21 protein-coding genes and 1 riboswitch are annotated in these 17,749 nt (G+C 57.5%); of the genes, 10 read left to right on the top strand and 11 right to left on the bottom strand.

Annotated elements, in window-relative coordinates; all coding sequences use genetic code 11:
- Positions 1–56: 56 nt before the first annotated feature.
- The 3 genes from G6L28_RS03340 to G6L28_RS03330 all read left to right on the top strand — a co-directional run bounded on the left by G6L28_RS03340 (position 57) and on the right by G6L28_RS03330 (position 2,319).
- Positions 57–692 (top strand): LysE family translocator, encoded by a 636-nt coding sequence (locus G6L28_RS03340; protein ID WP_174062373.1) that lies wholly within the window; start codon positions 57–59, stop codon positions 690–692.
- Positions 693–887: 195 nt separating this feature from the next.
- A complete protein-coding gene (locus tag G6L28_RS03335) occupies positions 888–1,319 on the top strand; it encodes a c-type cytochrome (protein WP_174062372.1) in 432 nt (143 codons plus the stop codon).
- Between the two features lie 82 nt (positions 1,320–1,401).
- Positions 1,402–2,319 (top strand): cytochrome c, encoded by a 918-nt coding sequence (locus G6L28_RS03330; RefSeq protein ID WP_174062371.1) that lies wholly within the window; start codon positions 1,402–1,404, stop codon positions 2,317–2,319.
- A gap of 85 nt (positions 2,320–2,404) precedes the next feature.
- Here G6L28_RS03330 and G6L28_RS03325 read toward each other — a convergent pair whose 3' ends face one another.
- Positions 2,405–2,857 (bottom strand): hypothetical protein, encoded by a 453-nt coding sequence (locus G6L28_RS03325; RefSeq protein ID WP_174062370.1) that lies wholly within the window; start codon positions 2,855–2,857, stop codon positions 2,405–2,407.
- Positions 2,858–2,997: 140 nt separating this feature from the next.
- A riboswitch (cobalamin riboswitch) is annotated at positions 2,998–3,207 on the top strand.
- Between the two features lie 148 nt (positions 3,208–3,355).
- Between G6L28_RS03325 and G6L28_RS03320 the strand changes: the two genes are divergently transcribed.
- The 3 genes from G6L28_RS03320 to G6L28_RS03310 are packed head-to-tail and all read left to right on the top strand — an operon-like array spanning position 3,356 to position 4,572.
- Positions 3,356–3,538, top strand: coding sequence for a CbtB domain-containing protein (locus G6L28_RS03320; protein WP_174062369.1), 183 nt, complete (start codon positions 3,356–3,358; stop codon positions 3,536–3,538).
- 10 nt (positions 3,539–3,548) lie between these two features.
- Positions 3,549–4,259, top strand: a complete 711-nt coding sequence (locus tag G6L28_RS03315) for a CbtA family protein (RefSeq protein ID WP_174062368.1) — start codon at positions 3,549–3,551, stop codon at positions 4,257–4,259.
- Between the two features lies 1 nt (position 4,260).
- Positions 4,261–4,572 (top strand): hypothetical protein, encoded by a 312-nt coding sequence (locus tag G6L28_RS03310; protein ID WP_174062367.1) that lies wholly within the window; start codon positions 4,261–4,263, stop codon positions 4,570–4,572.
- Between the two features lie 2 nt (positions 4,573–4,574).
- On the opposite strand, the gene G6L28_RS03305 is transcribed toward G6L28_RS03310, so the two are convergent.
- From G6L28_RS03305 to G6L28_RS03295, 3 genes are all read right to left on the bottom strand, one after another.
- Complete coding sequence (locus G6L28_RS03305; RefSeq protein ID WP_174062366.1) at positions 4,575–5,141, bottom strand: type 1 glutamine amidotransferase family protein; 567 nt, start codon at positions 5,139–5,141, stop codon at positions 4,575–4,577.
- Between the two features lie 28 nt (positions 5,142–5,169).
- Positions 5,170–5,658 (bottom strand): GNAT family N-acetyltransferase, encoded by a 489-nt coding sequence (locus tag G6L28_RS03300; RefSeq protein WP_174062365.1) that lies wholly within the window; start codon positions 5,656–5,658, stop codon positions 5,170–5,172.
- Positions 5,659–5,880: 222 nt separating this feature from the next.
- On the bottom strand, positions 5,881–6,294 hold the full coding sequence (locus G6L28_RS03295) for a MerR family transcriptional regulator (protein ID WP_174062364.1): 414 nt from the start codon (positions 6,292–6,294) through the stop codon (positions 5,881–5,883).
- A 127-nt stretch (positions 6,295–6,421) separates the two neighbouring features.
- Here G6L28_RS03295 and dmeR point away from each other — a divergent pair, with 127 nt between their 5' ends.
- Together dmeR and dmeF are read left to right on the top strand one after the other, a co-directional pair.
- Positions 6,422–6,694 (top strand): Ni(II)/Co(II)-sensing transcriptional repressor DmeR, encoded by a 273-nt coding sequence (gene dmeR, locus G6L28_RS03290; protein ID WP_174062363.1) that lies wholly within the window; start codon positions 6,422–6,424, stop codon positions 6,692–6,694.
- A gap of 10 nt (positions 6,695–6,704) precedes the next feature.
- On the top strand, positions 6,705–7,727 hold the full coding sequence (dmeF, locus tag G6L28_RS03285) for a CDF family Co(II)/Ni(II) efflux transporter DmeF (RefSeq protein ID WP_174062362.1): 1,023 nt from the start codon (positions 6,705–6,707) through the stop codon (positions 7,725–7,727).
- A gap of 249 nt (positions 7,728–7,976) precedes the next feature.
- On the opposite strand, the gene G6L28_RS03280 is transcribed toward dmeF, so the two are convergent.
- The 5 genes from G6L28_RS03280 to G6L28_RS03260 all read right to left on the bottom strand — a co-directional run bounded on the left by G6L28_RS03280 (position 7,977) and on the right by G6L28_RS03260 (position 14,621).
- Positions 7,977–8,255 (bottom strand): hypothetical protein, encoded by a 279-nt coding sequence (locus tag G6L28_RS03280; protein ID WP_174062361.1) that lies wholly within the window; start codon positions 8,253–8,255, stop codon positions 7,977–7,979.
- Between the two features lie 336 nt (positions 8,256–8,591).
- Positions 8,592–9,689 carry a quaternary amine ABC transporter ATP-binding protein gene (locus G6L28_RS03275; protein ID WP_174062360.1) on the bottom strand — a complete coding sequence of 366 codons (1,098 nt, stop codon included), beginning with the start codon at positions 9,687–9,689 and terminating at the stop codon, positions 8,592–8,594.
- Positions 9,682–10,590, bottom strand: a complete 909-nt coding sequence (locus tag G6L28_RS03270; protein ID WP_174062359.1) for an ABC transporter permease — start codon at positions 10,588–10,590, stop codon at positions 9,682–9,684. Before G6L28_RS03270 ends, G6L28_RS03275 begins: the two co-directional genes overlap by 8 nt.
- A gap of 190 nt (positions 10,591–10,780) precedes the next feature.
- Complete coding sequence (locus G6L28_RS03265; RefSeq protein WP_174062358.1) at positions 10,781–11,791, bottom strand: ABC transporter substrate-binding protein; 1,011 nt, start codon at positions 11,789–11,791, stop codon at positions 10,781–10,783.
- Between the two features lie 730 nt (positions 11,792–12,521).
- On the bottom strand, positions 12,522–14,621 hold the full coding sequence (locus G6L28_RS03260; protein ID WP_174062357.1) for a S9 family peptidase: 2,100 nt from the start codon (positions 14,619–14,621) through the stop codon (positions 12,522–12,524).
- A 237-nt stretch (positions 14,622–14,858) separates the two neighbouring features.
- Between G6L28_RS03260 and G6L28_RS03255 the strand changes: the two genes are divergently transcribed.
- Complete coding sequence (locus G6L28_RS03255) at positions 14,859–15,251, top strand: DUF930 domain-containing protein (RefSeq protein ID WP_174062356.1); 393 nt, start codon at positions 14,859–14,861, stop codon at positions 15,249–15,251.
- A 64-nt stretch (positions 15,252–15,315) separates the two neighbouring features.
- On the opposite strand, the gene G6L28_RS03250 is transcribed toward G6L28_RS03255, so the two are convergent.
- The gene (locus tag G6L28_RS03250) at positions 15,316–16,200 is read right to left on the bottom strand and encodes a branched-chain amino acid aminotransferase (protein ID WP_174062355.1); all 885 of its coding nucleotides are present in this window, start codon (positions 16,198–16,200) and stop codon (positions 15,316–15,318) included.
- Positions 16,201–16,438: 238 nt separating this feature from the next.
- Between G6L28_RS03250 and tam the strand changes: the two genes are divergently transcribed.
- Entirely contained in the window at positions 16,439–17,209 is a 771-nt protein-coding gene (tam, locus tag G6L28_RS03245; protein WP_174062354.1) for a trans-aconitate 2-methyltransferase, read from the top strand.
- A gap of 156 nt (positions 17,210–17,365) precedes the next feature.
- Here tam and G6L28_RS03240 read toward each other — a convergent pair whose 3' ends face one another.
- Positions 17,366–17,734, bottom strand: coding sequence for a VOC family protein (locus tag G6L28_RS03240; protein WP_174062353.1), 369 nt, complete (start codon positions 17,732–17,734; stop codon positions 17,366–17,368).
- Positions 17,735–17,749: the final 15 nt, after the last annotated feature.

Here is a 17,749-nt window from a genome sequence, read left to right as displayed (position 1 = left end):
CTGGAAAACAAGCGAAATCATTCTACCGTCCATCTCGATATTTCAGGAATACTGACATGACTTACAGCGACAATCTCTGGCTCTATTTTACGCTTTTGTTCGGCATCATCATCCTGCCGGGCATCGACATGCTCTTCGTGCTGGCGAGTTCGCTGACGGGTGGCAGGCGCACCGGGCTTGCCGCAACATCCGGCATCGTGGCGGGCGGTGTAGTGCATTCGCTGTACGGAGCAATCGGCGTTGGCCTGCTCGCAACGCTCATGCCCGCGCTGTTTACACCGCTATTGGTGTTCGGTGCGGCCTATATGATCTGGGTCGGCATCAGCCTCATACGCAGTTCCATCGTTATCGAAGGAGATGAGGTAAGCGCCAGCACATCGGCATGGCGAGCGTTTCGCCGGGGTATCATCACCTGCCTCAGCAACCCGAAAGCCTATCTCTTCATGATGGCGGTCTATCCGCAGTTTCTCAAACCGGTCTATGGCCCCATCTGGGTTCAAGGCGTCATCATGGGCCTGATGACGGCGGGTACGCAGCTTGCGGTATACGGTACGCTTGCGCTGACGGCTGGCAAGAGCCGCGATCTGCTCATCTCCTCGCCAAGGACCACGATCCTCATCGGCAGGGCCGCCGGTTTGCTGCTCATCGTCGTGGCGGGCTTCACCTTTTGGGAAGGCGTAAAAGGCAACTGAAAGAGGCAAGTTTAGGTGACTGATTTTACTCCGAAAATCACCGGAATGTGACTTCTTTTTGCCATGTGTTGGGGGCATCTTCCTAACTGTTTGCTTCGTGCAACCGACATGCGAGACCAACTGTGCTTGTGGCCGAGTTGCAAGGTAGATCAAAAGCATACACCCCTCCGGTGCGCCGGGTTCAGGAGAGAGAACATGAAACTTAAAACGATTGCCGCATCCATTCTTATAGGCTGTCTTTGCGCCGGGGCGGTTTCCGCTGCTGGCGAGGTCGAAAAACGCGAAGGTTTGATGAAGCAGATCGGCGGCGCAATGGGCGCGCTGGGCGCGATTGCGAAGGGCGAGAAGCCGTTCGACGCGGAAACCGTCAAGACCGCCGTCACCACGATCAGCACCAATGCCAAGGCCTTCCCGGATCAGTTCCCGGCAGGCTCTGAAGGCGGCGCTGCTGCCCCCGCCATCTGGCAGAACTTTGCGGACTTCAAGGCAAAGTCCGAAAAGCTCGGCGCGGACGCAGATGCGGTTCTGGCACAGTTGCCGACCGATCAGGCCAGCACCGGCGCTGCACTGAAGACGCTCGGCGCGGATTGCAGCTCCTGCCACCAGACATATCGTCTGAAGAAGTAACAATCCAGGACCGTGCGGCCCGCTGGTTCAGCAGCGGGCCGCACGGCACAATTCATGTTTTAAAGAATTTGCGGAGTGGGCGATGGCTTCCATCTGGGCAAAGCTGGTAGGGGGTGCCGCAATTGCCGGTCTGGCCGGGTTCGGTATTTTCATGTGGGTGACGGCGCCGCAACGGCAGGCGCCCAGCCACTGGGCCAATCTCGGAGAACCGGATCTTGCAAATGGCGAAACACTGTTCTGGGCGGGCGGCTGTGCAAGCTGCCATGCAGCACCCGATGCAACCGGAGATGCGCTGAAAACGCTCGCTGGTGGCCAAGCCCTGCCCAGCCCTTTCGGCACATTCCATATGCCCAATATTTCGCCCGATCCGCAGCACGGCATAGGAAGCTGGACCGTTGCGGAATTCGGCGACGCCATGACACGCGGTGTCGGGAAAAATGGCGAGCACCTGTTCCCCTCCTTCCCCTACGCTTCCTATGCGCGGATGACGCCGCAGGATATCAACGACCTCTTCGGCTACCTCAAGACCCTGCCTACAAGCACCAATGACGCGCCGGGTCACGACCTGCCCTTCCCGTTCAACATTCGGCTGGCCTTGGGTGGCTGGAAGTTCCTTTATTTCGACAAGGGTCAACCCCGCGTGCAGCTTGCCAACGCAGATGCCGCGGTCATTCGCGGTCAATATCTCGTGGAAGGCCCGGGCCATTGCGGCGAATGCCACACGCCGCGCAATGCCTTGGGCGGCTTCCTGAAAGATCAATGGCTTGCGGGTGGCCCAAACCCGGAAGGCGAAGGCACCATTCCCGATATCACCCCCGGCTCGCAGGCCATCGGCTCTTGGATGGCAGCGGATATCGCCAGCTATCTCGAAACCGGCTTCACCCCGGAATTCGACAGCGCAGGCGGCTCCATGGTCAAGGTCCAGCAGAACATGGCCCGGCTTTCATCGGAAGATCGCGATGCGATTGCCGCGTATCTGAAAGCCGTGCCGTCGCGGTAACGGGATCGGACGCATGCCCAAATTAAATGGCTGGAAGCAGAGCGCGTGAGTAGAGAGCAATGCTTCCAGACCATCCGGGCCGAGGTTAGTTCTTAGGGCGCTGCACGTAGAAACCGATGCTTCTCCAGCTTATGGTGATGTCGATTTGCGCGCCGTGGGTAATGTTACCGCCGTCCTGCGCAAGCGTCAGGGAGAGATCGCCATTCTGCTCATCGAAACGGATTGTCTGCTTATCCACCTGTTTTGCAGCCGCTAGGAAATTTCTGGACTCACTCGCGAAGACACCGGTAATGGCGATGGAGACCTGAAATAGACCATTCTGGGGAGTGACACTTATTTCAAAGCTGCCACTGCCTACCAGCGGGACGCTGTAGTCACCGCTTGCGTGAAACTCATCGCTGACGAAAGTCGACAAGATTCCGCTTCCGGCGGGCGTGTCCAGCCCAAACTTCAGAACGCCTACCTCTAGCTTGTTGTTGATGTTCCGGCCGATATCGAAGCTTCGGGATGACGGATTGACGATGGTGAAATCTACCAAGATTAAACTCTCCTGAGGGTTTGAGTGATAGCCGTATTCAACCTAAAGTTATTTAATTTATAAAAAACAATCTTTGCGATATTTCACAGGGATGTCAACTTGTAGGCGAACCCCACGCTTGACAGCGTTTTCGCAAGGGCGCATGAAGTCGAGACGATGGTTTCCCCTATGGATTTCAAAGGGGGATTAAAAGGGAACACGACAGGAGCAATCGCTCTCATTCGTGGCTGCCCCCGCAACTGTGAGCGGATAGCCTGAAAACGTAGAGCCACTGACTTCGACAAGTTGGGAAGGTGTTTTCAAAGCTGCGACCCGTGAGCCAGGAGACCTGCCATTGCGTGAAGTGTCGTCAATGCCGGCGGGGTGTCCGGAAGAGCACGGTTGGCAGGTCGGCTCAATCCGTCCCAAAACCATGTTTATCTTTTCCCCGTGGTGAATGTTGAATGCGGTTTCGGCGTTGATCAGCAATGCGCCCGCCGCTCAAGGGAGAATGTCACCATGTCCACACAGCAGAATACGGCATCGACTGCCGTTTCCACCAACTCATCCAAAGTCATGCAGTCGCTGATGGCAGCCGCTCTAGGCCTGTTCATCGTCGGATTTGTGGGCTTCTCGCATGTCGAAGCGGTCCACAATGCGGCGCACGATACGCGCCATGCCAACGCCTTTCCTTGCCACTGAGGAGAGACCGATGCCATTTTTCAGAAATATCGTTTTCACGGCAATGTTCGTCGGCATCATCGCCGGGCTTGCCGTCAGCGCCATGCATGCCTTCGGCACGACGCCGCTTATCCTTCAGGCCGAAACCTTCGAAAGCGGCGGTGAAACAGCGCCCGTTCACACACATGATGCAGCGGCACCGGCAGACCATCATCACGACCTGGAAGCGTGGTCGCCTGCGGATGGCTTCGAGCGCAATATCTACACGATCGCCGCCAATGTGCTGACGGCCATCGGTTACGCGCTTGTGCTGACGGCGTTGATGTCGCTGCGCGGTGCGCAAGGCGGCTGGCGCGATGGCCTGTTGTGGGGACTTGCCGGTTTTACAGCCGTCATGCTGGCCCCCCTGATAGGACTGCCGCCGGAACTGCCCGGAAGCCCTGCGGCTGCGGTGGGCGCACGTCAGATCTGGTGGATCGGCACCGTTGCTACCACGGCAGGCGGCATCGCGCTTCTGGTGTTCAAACGCGGCGAGCCCTGGGCTGCCGTTCTGGCCGTGGCGCTGTTCGTCGCGCCGCACATCATCGGCGCGCCATTGCCTCCGGACGGTGAACATGCGCTGGCGCCTCTTCCGCTCGAGCGCCATTTCATCGTGGTCGCAACGGTCACCAGCTTCGTGTTCTGGGTTCTTCTCGGTTCGCTGAGCGGTCTTGTTCTCAAGCGCTTCGAAACCGCCAAGTAAGATGGAGAGCACAGCCGAGTGGAGTGAAGAACTCGACGCGCTGCGGTTTTCCGTTCCCGGTCATGGCGCACTCTGCGCCATGCATCGGCTGGCCTTCAAAACGCTTCTCCTCGCGCCGCCTGACGCGTCGACATGTCTTGAATTTTTCGAACGAAACAGACAGGTATTTATCGTCGCCGCAACCCGAAAAATCGAACGCCTCAAGCTGCCAGCCGACCGCAGCCTGCATCTCAACAGCCGGGATATTCGTCGGGCCATGTCTTTGACGGATGTGCGGGGACCGTCACGCGCCTGCCGCGTCCTTGATCGCTGATCTCAACGATGCTCGGCGGAAAAAGCGGCAATTTCGCTTTCCGCTTCCGGGCTCCACAGATCGAGCGCCTTTAAAATCTCGGCGGTAAAGGTGACCGGAGAACTGCCCCGCGCGGTGATGATACCCTTGTCGCTGACGGCCTGTGGCTGGTCGCGATAATGCTCCGCACCTTGATAGGCCTCGTGTTTGCGATGGGATTCAAGCGCATTGCCGGTGTGGGCAACGTGGTTCAACACGCCCGTTGCCGCCAGTGCGCTCGAAGCTGCGCAAATGCCTGCAACAACGCGGTTTCCTGCGCGGAAGCGATGCACAATATCCGTAAAATCTGGCGCCCTTCCCTTCTCCCAGCTCAAGCCACCGGGGATGACGAGCGCATCGAACCTGTCGGGATCAAGTGCATCATAGGCCATGTCAGGCATGATCCTGAAACCGCCCATCGAGGTCACAGGCTTGCCGTCAGGTGATGCGGTCACGATTTCCACGCCGAGATAGCCGCGTGCGACGGATGTGATGAGCGCGGGTTCCCAGTCAGCGAAATCCTCGGTCAAGGCCAGAGCGATAGAAGCCATTTTACTCTCCCGCTACGAGAAAAGATGGTTATGCCAACGCCTGCATGAAGCGCATGCCGGTGACGGGGCGCGGCACGAAATCCATGCTTTCATAGAACTTGTGCGCGGCGAAATTGCCGGTAGCCGCACCAACGGAGAGGAAGTCGCAACCGCAGCGCCTGGCTACATCGCGTGCGCGAGACACCAGATGCTGGCCGGTGCCGTGGCCACGATGACCATCGCGCACGAAGAGGTGGTGAAGCTCCATGCCACGACGACCTTCCTGCGCGCGGTATAGCGGAACGAGGATGGCATAGCCGATCAACTCGTCATCGGCTTCCGCCACAAGGGCCGTGATCCAGGGGATCTGGCCAAAGAGATCACGCTCCAGCTTCTTCGGCGTAATCGCTGCCGCATCGCCATGGTGCGCGGCAAGCAGCGTAATCATCTCGTTGAGCTCAGGCAAATCGGCAGGGCGCGCACTGCGAATGGTGACAACCGGCGGTCTTGGCAGCGTAAGAAGGCTATCTTCGGTCATGTTTCGGTCCCTCGGGTTCTTCGATTTCTGCCGTCAGGACGTTTGAAAACAACAAAGCCGCCTGACGGCGGCTTGTTGACAATATGATCTGTCGAGCCGCCCTTAAAGGAAGGCCCAAAAATACGTGCAGGAAATGGGTGCGCGTGCGTTGATCATGCCCACGTCAATGCGCTTGAATCGGGAGGCTGTCAAGGGGGATTCGCGGGGCGAGCAGCCCTCGCCTCAATGCTCATGCTCGCAGAGCCGATGGTCCGATAGCGCCCGTATAACATAGCAGTCCTCGATGGAGTGGCCGTCGCAGTGGGAGACGATGCGCTCCAGTTCATGCTCAAGCTTCTTCAGTCTGGCGATCTTTTCGCGTACGTTTGTCAGGTGGTCGGCGGCGATACGGTCGGCACCGTCGCAGGGCATTTCACGGTGCTGACTGAGTGCGATCAACTCGCGGATGGCCTCGATGTTGAGGCCGAGATCGCGAGCGTGGCGGATAAAGGCCAGCCGCTCGAGGTCCGATTTCTCATAGCGACGCTGGTTTCCTTCCGAGCGATCCGCTTCGCGAATGAGGCCCATCTGTTCGTAATATCGAATGGTTGGAACCTTGACGCCGGTTCGCTTCGACAAATCTCCGATGGAATACACGGTGGCACCTCATATCTATAGCTTCTAGAGATATAGCCTGCCCGGTCATTCGGTTCAAGGGCCTTCACCACTTGCCGATATCGCAACGGTAATATAGTATACCCCCCTATACTATATGGAGCATGTCATGTCTCATACGATACGCGACAAGGATAAGCTGCTGGCCCGCATTCGCCGCATGAAGGGACAGATGGAGGCGGTCGAGCGCGCGTTGCAGGGCGGCAAGCCCTGTGGTGAGGTGTTGCAACTGCTCGCTTCCGTACGAGGCGCGCTTTCCGGGCTGACGGGTGAAGTAATGCAGGAGCACCTGCACGAACATGTGCTGCACGCGGAAAACGATGAAGAACGCGCCCGCGCCACGGAAGAGCTGGCGCAGGTTCTAAAAACTTATATTCGGTAGGGTGAAAGCAATGGCAATGACCGCACACACACATGCGGATGGCACGCATGATCACGTCTTCCTCGGCTCCGACCATGCGCGCAACGAGCGGCGCGTATGGATGGTGATTGCACTGACCACCGTCATGATGGTGGCGGAAATTGCGGCGGGCCACTGGTTCGGCTCTATGGCGCTGACGGCGGATGGCTGGCACATGTCCACCCATGCGGGGGCGATGCTGATTTCGGCGCTGGCCTATCTTTATGCCAGAAAACAGGCGTCGAACCCGCGCTTCACATTCGGTACCGGCAAGTTCGGTGATCTCGCGGGCTTCGCCAGCGCGGTCGTTCTGGGCGTCGTGGCGTTGCTGATCGGCTGGGAGAGTGCCGTCCGTTTCGTGTCTCCGGTCGAAATCGACTTCAACCAGGCGATCGTCGTCGCCATCATCGGCCTTGCCGTCAATATCGTCAGCGCCTGGCTTTTGAGAGATGATCATTCTCATGGCGGGCACGCGCATGGGCATCATCACGGTCACGGTCACGGCCATGCACATGGCAACCACGCCCATCACGGGGTCCACGCGCATCATGGCGGCAAGGACAACAACTTACGCGCCGCCTATCTGCATGTCGTGGCGGATGCGTTGACCTCCGTGCTGGCCATCGTTGCGTTGCTGCTGGGCAAATGGAATGGCTGGACGTTCCTCGATCCCGCCATGGGCGTCGTCGGCGGCCTGGTCATTGCCCGCTGGTCATGGGGGCTAATCCGCTCAACGGGTTCCGTTCTGGTGGATGCCTCGTCCGAAAATGCAACGCTGTCCCAGGAAATTCGGGACGTCGTGGAAGAGGACGGTGAACGCATCACCGACCTGCACGTCTGGCAAGTCGGCCCCGGCCATCACGCCGCAATCGTCGCCATTCAGTCGACTGAGCCAAAGGCCCCGGCGTTTTATCGTGAGAAATTAGGGGCGATCCATGAATTGTCGCACGTGACGGTTGAGGTCAGTACGTTGCGTAAAAGCGAACCCCTCTACCCGAGAAAATCTAAGACTTAGCTAAAGCTAAGGTCTTGATTTTCTATCCTCTCCCACAAGGGGAGAGGAAAAGGCGCCAGTGGCGCGGCATCCGCGTTATCTCTACCCTTGTGGGAGAGAAAGCAATTTCAACATCTTAGCCCGTAGGGCTCAAGTGTTAGAAATTGCAAGTGAGGGGTCAAGCTTCAGACGCTCTGACGAACTTAATCAAACATTAACTATAAAAATGCTCAAAACATCCGAACGCGCTTTAGAAAACGAGCGGCCTGATCAATGCTCGGTGTAAGCCTGACGCAGCCACGCCGATTCGGCGACTGCGGACGGTTCGTAAGATATGGTCGGGGCGGCGCCCTCTGTCGGTGCGTCGTTCTTTACCGTCCACAATACGTTGGCGAGTGAGGTGGACTGCAAAACGTTGACGAAGGAAATCGAGCTGCCGTTTGAGGCGGATACTGGCGCGTCTGGAACGAGTGCCTCAGCCTGCGGCTTTTCAATATGCTGCGAGCGGTTTTGATAAGCAGAGCCGCCGATGTTGTTGTCGATATTCATCGCAAGCCTCATCTTCAAGGCGACGGATAATTTGGGAGGAGCCGCCGCTCGAGTGTTCTTTCAGGCAACGGGACTCCGAAGACCGCTCACAAATTCCGGTCCGCTGCTTCAGGTGTTAACGATTTATTAATCCGCGAAGCTTGCGCGAAACTTGCGGCATGGCGCATTCGCGTGACGTGACCGCTTGACAGGGCATAAAGTACTGCTTCGTTTCGGTATTTTCGGGCTTGAGAAAAGCAAAAATCGCCTGTTTTACCGATTCCCCTAACGGGAATTCCCTCCGCAACGGCAGTTGCGAAGGGAATCGGCTGTATAAAAATGGAATCGATTCCAGACTCAGGCGTCCAGCCGTTCGCGTTCCGGCTCTTGCTTTCCAGCTGGGACGGAAGCAGGTTCGGTCGGCTCGGCGTCCTGCGTCGCGGGTGTCACCATGGCCGCCACCAGCGTTTCGATGCCGATGGTGCCGACCGCTTCACCCTCCTCGTTCACGACCTGCGCCGAGGTTTCGTTTGCCTCCGTCATGTCGCGGGCTATCGTCTCCAGCGTGTCGGTGTCCTGCACGGACATCGGCTGCGGCTGGTTGTCCAGCGGTTCCATGACTGTGGTTGCCTGCAGCACGCGGCCACGGTTCACATCGCGCACGAAGTCTGCGACATATTCATCGGCCGGGTTGAGGATGATGCTCTGGCCGTCGCCCTGCTGCACCACTTCGCCGTCCTTGAGGATTGCGATGTGATCGCCGAGGCGCAGCGCCTCGTCCAGATCGTGGGTGATGAAGACGACCGTCTTCTTCAACTCCTGCTGAAGATCGAGAAGCATGGTCTGCATGTCCACGCGGATCAGTGGATCGAGCGCCGAATAGGCCTCGTCCATCAGCAGGATATCCGCATCATTGGTGAGTGCCCGGGCAAGGCCCACACGCTGCTGCATGCCGCCGGAAAGCTGGTTCGGATAATAATCCTCGTACCCGCCAAGACCCACGCGCTCCAGCCAGTAACGGCCTTTTTCGGTCGAGTCCTTGCGGGATACGCCCTGAATATCCAGGCCGTAGACGCTGTTTTCCAGCACGGTGCGGTGCGGCAGCAGGCCGAATTTCTGAAACACCATTGCCGTCTTGTGGCGGCGGAAGTCCCGAAGCGCGGTTGCGCCCATGGAGCAGACGTCCTCGCCATTATAAAGCACTTCGCCAGCAGTCGGTTCGATCAGCCGGTTGATGTGGCGGATCAGGGTGGATTTGCCCGAACCGGACAGCCCCATGACCACGGTGATCTTGCCGCCCGGCATGGTGATGTTGATGTCGTTGAGGCCCAGCACATGGTTTTGCCTGTCGTTCAGTTCCGCCTTGCTCATCCCCGCTTTAACAGCTTGAAGATGTCTCTCAGGATGTTTGCCGAAGATCTTGTAGAGATGCTTGATTTCGATGCCCTTAGCCATGGCTCACCTCGCGATATTTCTGAAGACGCTTGCCGAATGCCTGGCTGGCGCGGTCGAACATGATGGCAATGGCCACCAGCGCAAAGCCGTTGAGGAAGCCGATGGTGAAGAACTGGTTGTTGATGGCCTGAAGCACGTTCTTGCCCAAGCCGCCAACGCCGACCATGGAAGCAACCACGACCATGGCAAGCGACATCATGATGGTCTGGTTGATGCCGGTCATGATGGTGGGCAGTGCCAGAGGCAGCTGCACGTTGAACAGCGTCTGTCGGCGCGATGAACCGAAGGCATCAGCCGCTTCCAGAACCTCGCGATCCACCATACGGATGCCGAGATTGGTGAGACGGATCATCGGCGGCACGGCGTAGATCACCACCGCAATCAGCCCCGGCACCTTGCCGATACCGAAAATCACCACGACGGGGATCAGGTAGACGAAGCTCGGCATCGTCTGCATCACGTCCAGCGTGGGGTTGATGAAGCGCTGCACGCGCTCGGAGCGCGCCATGAGAATACCGAGCGGCAGGCCGATGATGACGGCGATCAACGTCGCGATGGCAACGATGGAGAGCGTCGTCATCGCATCGCGCCACAACCCGACCATGCCGATGAGGCAGAGCGAGATGGCGGTGCCGACGGTGATGCGGATGCTGCGTCCGGCCAGATGCACGAGCGCGAGTATTCCGAGGAAAATGATGATCCAGGGTGTCTGGATGAAAAACCGTTCGGCGGAGTTCAGAAACAGTTGCAGCGGATGCACGACCGTATCGATGATGTCTCCATAATTGCGAACGATATCGCGAAAGCCGTCATCGATGGTCTTGCGCGTTTCGCGCATGGTGCTGTTGCTGAGTGCCGGAAAACGGCACAGCATACCTGGTACATAGTCACAGAGGGCCATTATTGTTGTTTTCCCTTGTTTTTGAATGATTTCTTGGGTGACAAAAGGCGGCCGACACGGGTCACAATGGGTTTGATGTCGTCAAACTCCATTTCCCTCATTCCTGTGCTTGTCACAGGAATGAGGAAGAGAGGGAGGCGTGCCGAAACACGCACGGCCTTCTCAGGCCATGCGTGCAAACCTACTCACCTCAAATCGAAGCCTTCAGCTTTTCAGCCACTTCCGGCGACACCCACTTGGTCCAGATGTCCTCGTGGTTCTCAAGGAAATAGGCCGCGCCATCCTCGTTGGTGCCCTGGTTCTCATCCATCCATGCAAGGACTTCAGCCACCGTCTTGTTGTCCCACTGGCGCTTCTTGACGTAGTCGGCGGAAGCTCCAGCCTTTTCCGCGAAGTCCTTGGTTACGACCGTGTAGACGTCCGCGATGGGGTAAGCGTTGACCTTTGGGTCGGCGCAATCGGGCTTTGCCGTGCATTCATCGAAATGCGCACGATCGAGTTCCGCACCATCGTCCAGCTTCACCATTTCGTATTTGCCGAGGATGGCGGTTGGAGCCCAATAGTAGCCGAGCCAGCCCTGCTTCTTTTCGAAAGCATTGGCGATGGAGCCGTCCAGACCCGCGGCGGAGCCGGTGTCGACAAGCTGGAAGCCCTTGTCGTTACCCTTGCGCGCCTTATAGAGGTTTGCGGTCGTCACCTGGCAGTTCCAGCCGGATGGGCAGTTATGAACGGCGCCCTTGCTGGCATCTTCCGGTGCCGGGAAGAGTTCAGGATGCTTCAGTGCATCTTCCACCGTCTTGATGTCGGGATGTTCATCGGCGATGAATTTCGGAATCCACCAGCCTTCGACACCGCCATCCGTCAGTATTTTAGTGGTCTCGACCAGACGGCCTTCCTTGATGGCTGCATCCAGCGGATCACGCACGGCGTTGACCCACAATTCGGGTGCCATGTCGGGCTGGCCCTTTTCATTCATGGAAGCGAAGGTCGGCATGGTATCGCCGGTCACGACATTGACCGTGCAATCATAGCCGTTTTCCATGATGAACTTGTCCACATAGGCGGCGACGCCTGCGGAGGCCCAGTTCATTTCGGCGATGGTGATGTTGCCGCATTCTTCAGCGGCGTTGGCGGAGGTTGCTGCACCAGCAGCGGCGATAAAGCCCGTTACGAGAATGGTCGAGGCGAGGAGTTTCTTCATTTATAAGACCCCCAAGTCTAATGCAGTGTTATCAACAGACGAGCCGGGGCACTGCAAAGCCAACTCGCCGCAACATCGCTGCTGGAAAACCGAGTGATTTCCAGAAGGCGATGCCTCATGATCTTCGAGCCTCCACAAGCATGGAGACCCGAAGGTAAACTGACAAGGCGCTGAAAGACGAGCGGATGCCCGTCGAAAGAATTACCGCGAAACACGGCAATATATGCCGCATGGACGCGGCGAAAAGGCGCAAGATTATGTCAACGGAGGCTATAATAGGGCGACAAGATGATTGCGCAACGAAAAACGTTGCAATGCTGCTATGCAGGGTATTTTTGAACCATTTCAGCCGAAGCGTAATTCTTTAAAAATTTGAATATTTACTAGGTACTTTTTGAGATATACATTTTAACGGAATAAAAATTCTGTTAAAATTTCGAGATCACCAAATCGAACGCAAGAAACGTAAATTTGTGGAAAAAACTTCGATGAATGCGGCTTGCGTTACGTAATGTGAGCGTTTTTTTGCCTAAGCCACTCGTTCAGCGTCATCCTCGAGCTTGTCCCCAGGATGACGGAGGCCGGGTGGTTCTCACTCCACAGCAAACGATGGCACGCCCTGTCATGTCCCAACCTGAGTTGAAGGCTGACGCAAAGTACATCTAAATCACATCAACCTTTTAAATCAGGACAGCAGTGAGACAAGCCCGAGCATGACGACACCCAGCACTTATAGAGCGTCCTTGCCCGCAACCTTCAGCGCAAACGCGTACTCGAATGCAATCTCTTCCAGCCGCTGGAAGCGGCCCGACTTGCCGCCGTGGCCAGCGGCCATATTGGTCTTGAGCAGGATCGGAGCGTCCCCGGTGGTTTTCTCACGCAGCTTCGCCACCCACTTTGTCGGCTCCCAATAGGTCACGCGCGGGTCGGTCAGGCCGGAAATGGCAAGGATCGGCGGGTAAGGTTTCGCACCGACATTATCGTAAGGCGAGTAGGAGGCGATCCACTGGTACTCTTCCTCGGATTCCAGCGGGTTGCCCCATTCCGGCCACTCCGGCGGCGTCAGTGGCAGGGTGTCGTCCAGCATCGTCGTCAGCACATCCACGAAGGGAACGGCAGCGATGATGCCTGCGAACTTCTCCGGTGCCATATTGGCGACCGCGCCCATCAACATGCCGCCTGCGGACCCGCCTTCGGCGATGATGCCGCTATAGGACGTGAAGCCTTCCTTGACGAGGTGATCGGCAGCGGCAATGAAGTCTTTGAACGTGTTCTGCTTATGCTCCATCTTGCCGGTTTCGTACCACTCGAAACCCTTGTCCTTGCCGCCACGAATATGGGCGAGCGCATAGATAAGGCCGCGATCCGCAAGCGACAGGTTATTGGTGCTGAAGGAGGCAGGAATGGAAATTCCGTAAGCGCCGTAACCATAAAGAAGGCAGGGCGCGGAACCATCCAGCGGGGTGTCCTTGTGGTAAAGCAGGGAAACCGGCACCAGCGCGCCATCATGCGATGTTGCCATCACCCGTCGCGTCACGTAATCATCGGGGTTGTGGCCGGAGGGAACCTCCTGCGTTTTCAAGAGAACGCGCTCGCGGGTCACCATGTCATAGTCGAACAGCTGGCTCGGCGTCGTCATGGAGGAGTAGCTGAAGCGGATGACGTCCGTGTCATATTCCGCAGCACCATGCAGACCCAGCGAATAGGCCTCCTCGGCAAAGGCAATCGCATGTTCTTCGCCGGTCTTGCGATCGCGGATCACGATGCGCGGCAAGCCATCGCGGCGTTCCAGCCAGATCAGATGGCGCGCATAGGCATCGACGGAAAGGATGAGGCGGCCCGGCTCATGGGCCACGATTTCCTTCCAGTTTTCCTTAGCTGGCGCAGTGACGGGCGCTTCCATGATGCGGAAGTCCTTGGCATCGCCGTCATTCGTCAGAATGAAGAAGACATCGCCGCCTTCCGCCAACGAATACTCGATACCCTCTTCGCGCTCCGCCACGATCTGCGGCTCGGCGAGCAAATCCTTGGTGGAGAGAATGCGGTACTCGCTGGTCTCGTGATCGTGAATGTCGATGAAGATGAAATCGTCCAGAACAGACGCGCCAACGCCCATGAAGAAGCCTGGGTCTTTCTCCTCATAGACCAGCCGGTCCGAAGACTGCGGCTCGCCGATAATGTGGTGGAAGACCTTGGACGGGCGGTGGTTCTCGTCCTGAAGCGTGTAGAAGAAACTCTTGCCATCCGGTGCCCATGCGCCACCGCCGCCGGTGTTTTCCACGACGTCGGACAGGTCTTGCCCGCTCGCCAGATCGCGGATGCGCAGCGTGTAATATTCAGAGCCCTTGTCGTCATAGCCCCAGATGCCCCGAGAGTGGTCGGAAGACTGGTCCAGTCCGGCCAAGCGGAAATAGTCCTTGCCTTCCGCTTCCTTGTCGCCGTTCAAAAGGACGTGCTTCTCGCCGCCATCGCGCGGTGTGCGGAAATAATGCGGCTGCTCGCCGCCAGTTACGAACAGCGTGCCATAGGCAAATGGTCCGTCATTCACCGGGACGGAAGAATCGTCCTGTTTGATGCGGCCTTTCATCTCGGTGAACAGCTTTTCCTGCAACGATCTGGTATCGGCCATCGCCGCTTCCATATAGCTGTTTTCCGCTTCCAGATGGGTACGGATGGCGGGGTCCAGCAGCGAGGGGTCCTTGAACATGGCCTGCCAGTTGTCGGCGCGGAACCAGGCGTAATCATCCGTGCGGGTAACGCCGTGATGCGTGTCCGTGACTGGCTTCTTGTCAGCAACGGGCGGGGTCGGCAGGTTCTTGAAAATGGTCAAGGCAAACTCGCTTTCATGGGAAAATCATTCTGCGTTTTTAATGATGTAGAGCGGCGGGCGTAGGCGATCAAGTTGCATTGTCCCCTACTCATTGTGTGGCGGAGCACATTTTGGTCGGGTTTCGATCACATTCTGCCTGCATGTGGAACAGGGGCGCTGCTTCGCCCACGCAATCCACCGGCATGATTCTCACCTTCCAGAATGAGAAAAAGACCTGAGAAAGCCCAAAATACGTCAATGCAAAAGCTCCTCCCCCTAACGCTGATCACCGCCCTTGCCGCGGCCGCCCCCTCTTACGCCATCGATGCAAGCGTCATAAGACAGCTGAATGCACTGGCGCCCGAAGAACGCCTCGAGCAGCGCTGCGATATCGAAGCCATGGAACGCATCGCCAAGGAACAGAAAGGCATGAAGCCGGACAAGGTCATCGCCTATGCATTCGGCGATCCGGATGTGACGAAAGATTCCATAAAAGCGACGGGCGCCGTCTTTCGCAGTGGTGGCGAATGGTACCGGCTGCGCTACAAATGCCAGATCGCCTCATCCAGCCTGGGCATTCGAAATTTCGATTACAAGGTGGGAGATAAAGTGCCGGAATCGCAGTGGGCGAAGCATTATCTCTACGACTGAGCTTCGCCGCGCCCACAGGTAATGAACGAAAGAGCGTTCCTTTCAGAGAACGCTCCTACATGCCTTATTCCGCATCGACAGTAGAGGTCGACCATTCCATGTAGAGGTCGAGCGCCTTGCGGGCGACGGGACCGGACTGCAAATCGATGTCGTCCAGCTTGGTAACGGGGGAAACCTTGGAGTAATTGCCGGAGCAGAAGATTTCGTCGGCATTGCGGAAATCTTCGACGGAAAGTGTTGCCTCGCGCACGTCGAAGCCTGCCTGACGCAGCAAGGTCATGACGCGGGAGCGGGTGATACCGGCGAGGAAAGTGCGGTTCGGCACCGGGGTATAGACCACGCCATCCTTCACCATGAAGACGTTGGAAGATGCGGATTCGGCGACGTTTCCGTTCATGTCGCGCATCAGCGCATTGTCGAAACCGCGCGACTTTGCTTCCAGAATGGCGCGGCCACTGTTGGGGTAAAGGCTGCCAGCCTTGGCATCCGTCATGGCCGTTTCCGGCGATGGGCGGCGGAAGGGTGAAACGGTCAGTGTCAGTGACTTGCCCGCATCCATCGGCGCTTCGAACAGGCAAAGCGCAAAGCGGGTGGAGACCGCATCGGGTGCAACCACGCTTCCGGCAGAACCATGTTCAGCCCAGTACATCGGCTTGATGTAGATCGCCGTATTGCCGTCGAACTTGGTGACACCCTCCAGCGCCAGTCGCTCGATTTCCTCGGCCGCCATGGTCGGCTTCATACCCATGTTCTCGGCAGACCGGTTGACGCGCTGGCAGTGCAGATCGAGATCGGGTGCCACGCCATCGAACCAGCGCGCACCATCAAACACGGTAGAGGCCAGCCACATGGCATGCGAGGTTGGGCCGATCAACGGAGGGTTGCCGGGAAGCCATTGACCATCCACATAGGTCCAGGTGGCGGAACGGGGTGCGGTATCGACGGACATGGCATTCTCCTTTTAGCAATTGCGTCGGAATGAATGCCCACGGAGCAATGACGTCAAGTTTAAATGCTGCTTGAAAATGAAATCGACGGATTGTTGCCGTAAACAGCCCCCGATTGCACCTTTGTTGCGCAAACTCAAAACGGCATAGATGCCGCCATAACAGGTTTTGATGAGTGGCAATCTGGTCTGCGACGGAACACCATGCCATTGTTGGTGTCAGTTAACCTTGGAGGGCATCATGGTGTGGTCGGCTCAGCAATATCTGAAGTTCGAAGACGAGCGCACCCGCCCTGCCCAGGATTTGCTGGCACGCGTACCGCTGGAAAAAATCGTGAGCGGATACGATCTCGGTTGCGGGCCTGGCAACTCCACCGAACTGCTTGCAGAACGCTACGGCGTCAACGTCGTCACCGGTGTCGACAGTGATGAGGACATGCTGGAAAAGGCGCAGGCACGCCTGCCCAATACCGAATTTCAGAAAGCCGATCTTGCCACGTGGAGGCCGAAACAGAAGGCCGATCTGCTTTATGCCAATGCCGTTTTCCAGTGGCTACCAGACCATATCGACGTACTTGTGAGCCTGATGGACCACCTGAAGCCAGGCGGAGTGCTGGCAGTGCAGATGCCGGATAATCTGGAAGAGCCGACGCACCTTGCCATGGAGGAAACCGGTGCTTCCGGCCCATGGAAAAACAGCTTCGAAGGTGCCAGGTTGCGCCGCCAGAAGCTGCCCTCACCCGCCCAATACTTCGACCGGCTATCGCCCAAATCCGCTCGCGTGGACGTGTGGCATACCATCTATAACCACCCGATGAAGGACGCCGGAGCAATCGTGGAATGGGTGAAGGGCACAGGCTTGCGGCCCTATCTGGCGGCAGCAGGTGAGGAAAATCGGGATGCATTTCTGTCGGACTACCAGAGCCGCATCGATGCCGCCTACCCGCCTCTGGCGGACGGGCGGAGATTGCTGCGCTTTCCACGGCTGTTTGTGATTGCGGTGAAGAAGTAGCTTTTTTGCGGTTCAGCGCATGTTATCTTCGGGCTTGTCCCGAAGATCTGCAACCTAGTGATTTCATTCAACGTGGGCAGATTCTCGCCACAAGGGCGAGGATGACGTCGTGGGAAATAGCGCCCGCATAATTAACAGTAACGCCCTGCAAATCCATCACCCATGAAACGCATAGACCCGCAAGCGATGGCCATCCGGGTCGGCGGCGACGAAGGTCTGGCCGAAGTCCATGAGGGTCGGCTGCTGGAGGATGGACAGCCCCCTGCGCTTCCAGTCTTCGTGCCAGCGGTCCACATCCTCGTCCTTTTCCACCTGAAAGGCCAGTTCAGCGCTGCCAGCCGCCGCGGAAACGACGGGTTCAGCGGTGTGGCGTGACCAGAGACCGAGTTTCAAACCGCCGTTGAGGACGAACAGACCAAATGTGTCTGATGCCTCGACCGGCTCCATACCGAACAAATCCTGATAAAACGCGGTGCTCCTGCGCGGGTCTTCGACGAAGAGAAGTGTGAAATTGGGGTGGATCATTTTCCGTCTCCTTTG

The sequence above is a fragment of the Agrobacterium larrymoorei genome (assembly GCF_013322225.1).
Taxonomy (GTDB): Bacteria; Pseudomonadota; Alphaproteobacteria; order Rhizobiales; family Rhizobiaceae; genus Agrobacterium; species Agrobacterium larrymoorei_A.
This window is presented reverse-complemented; position numbering and strand designations above follow the sequence as displayed.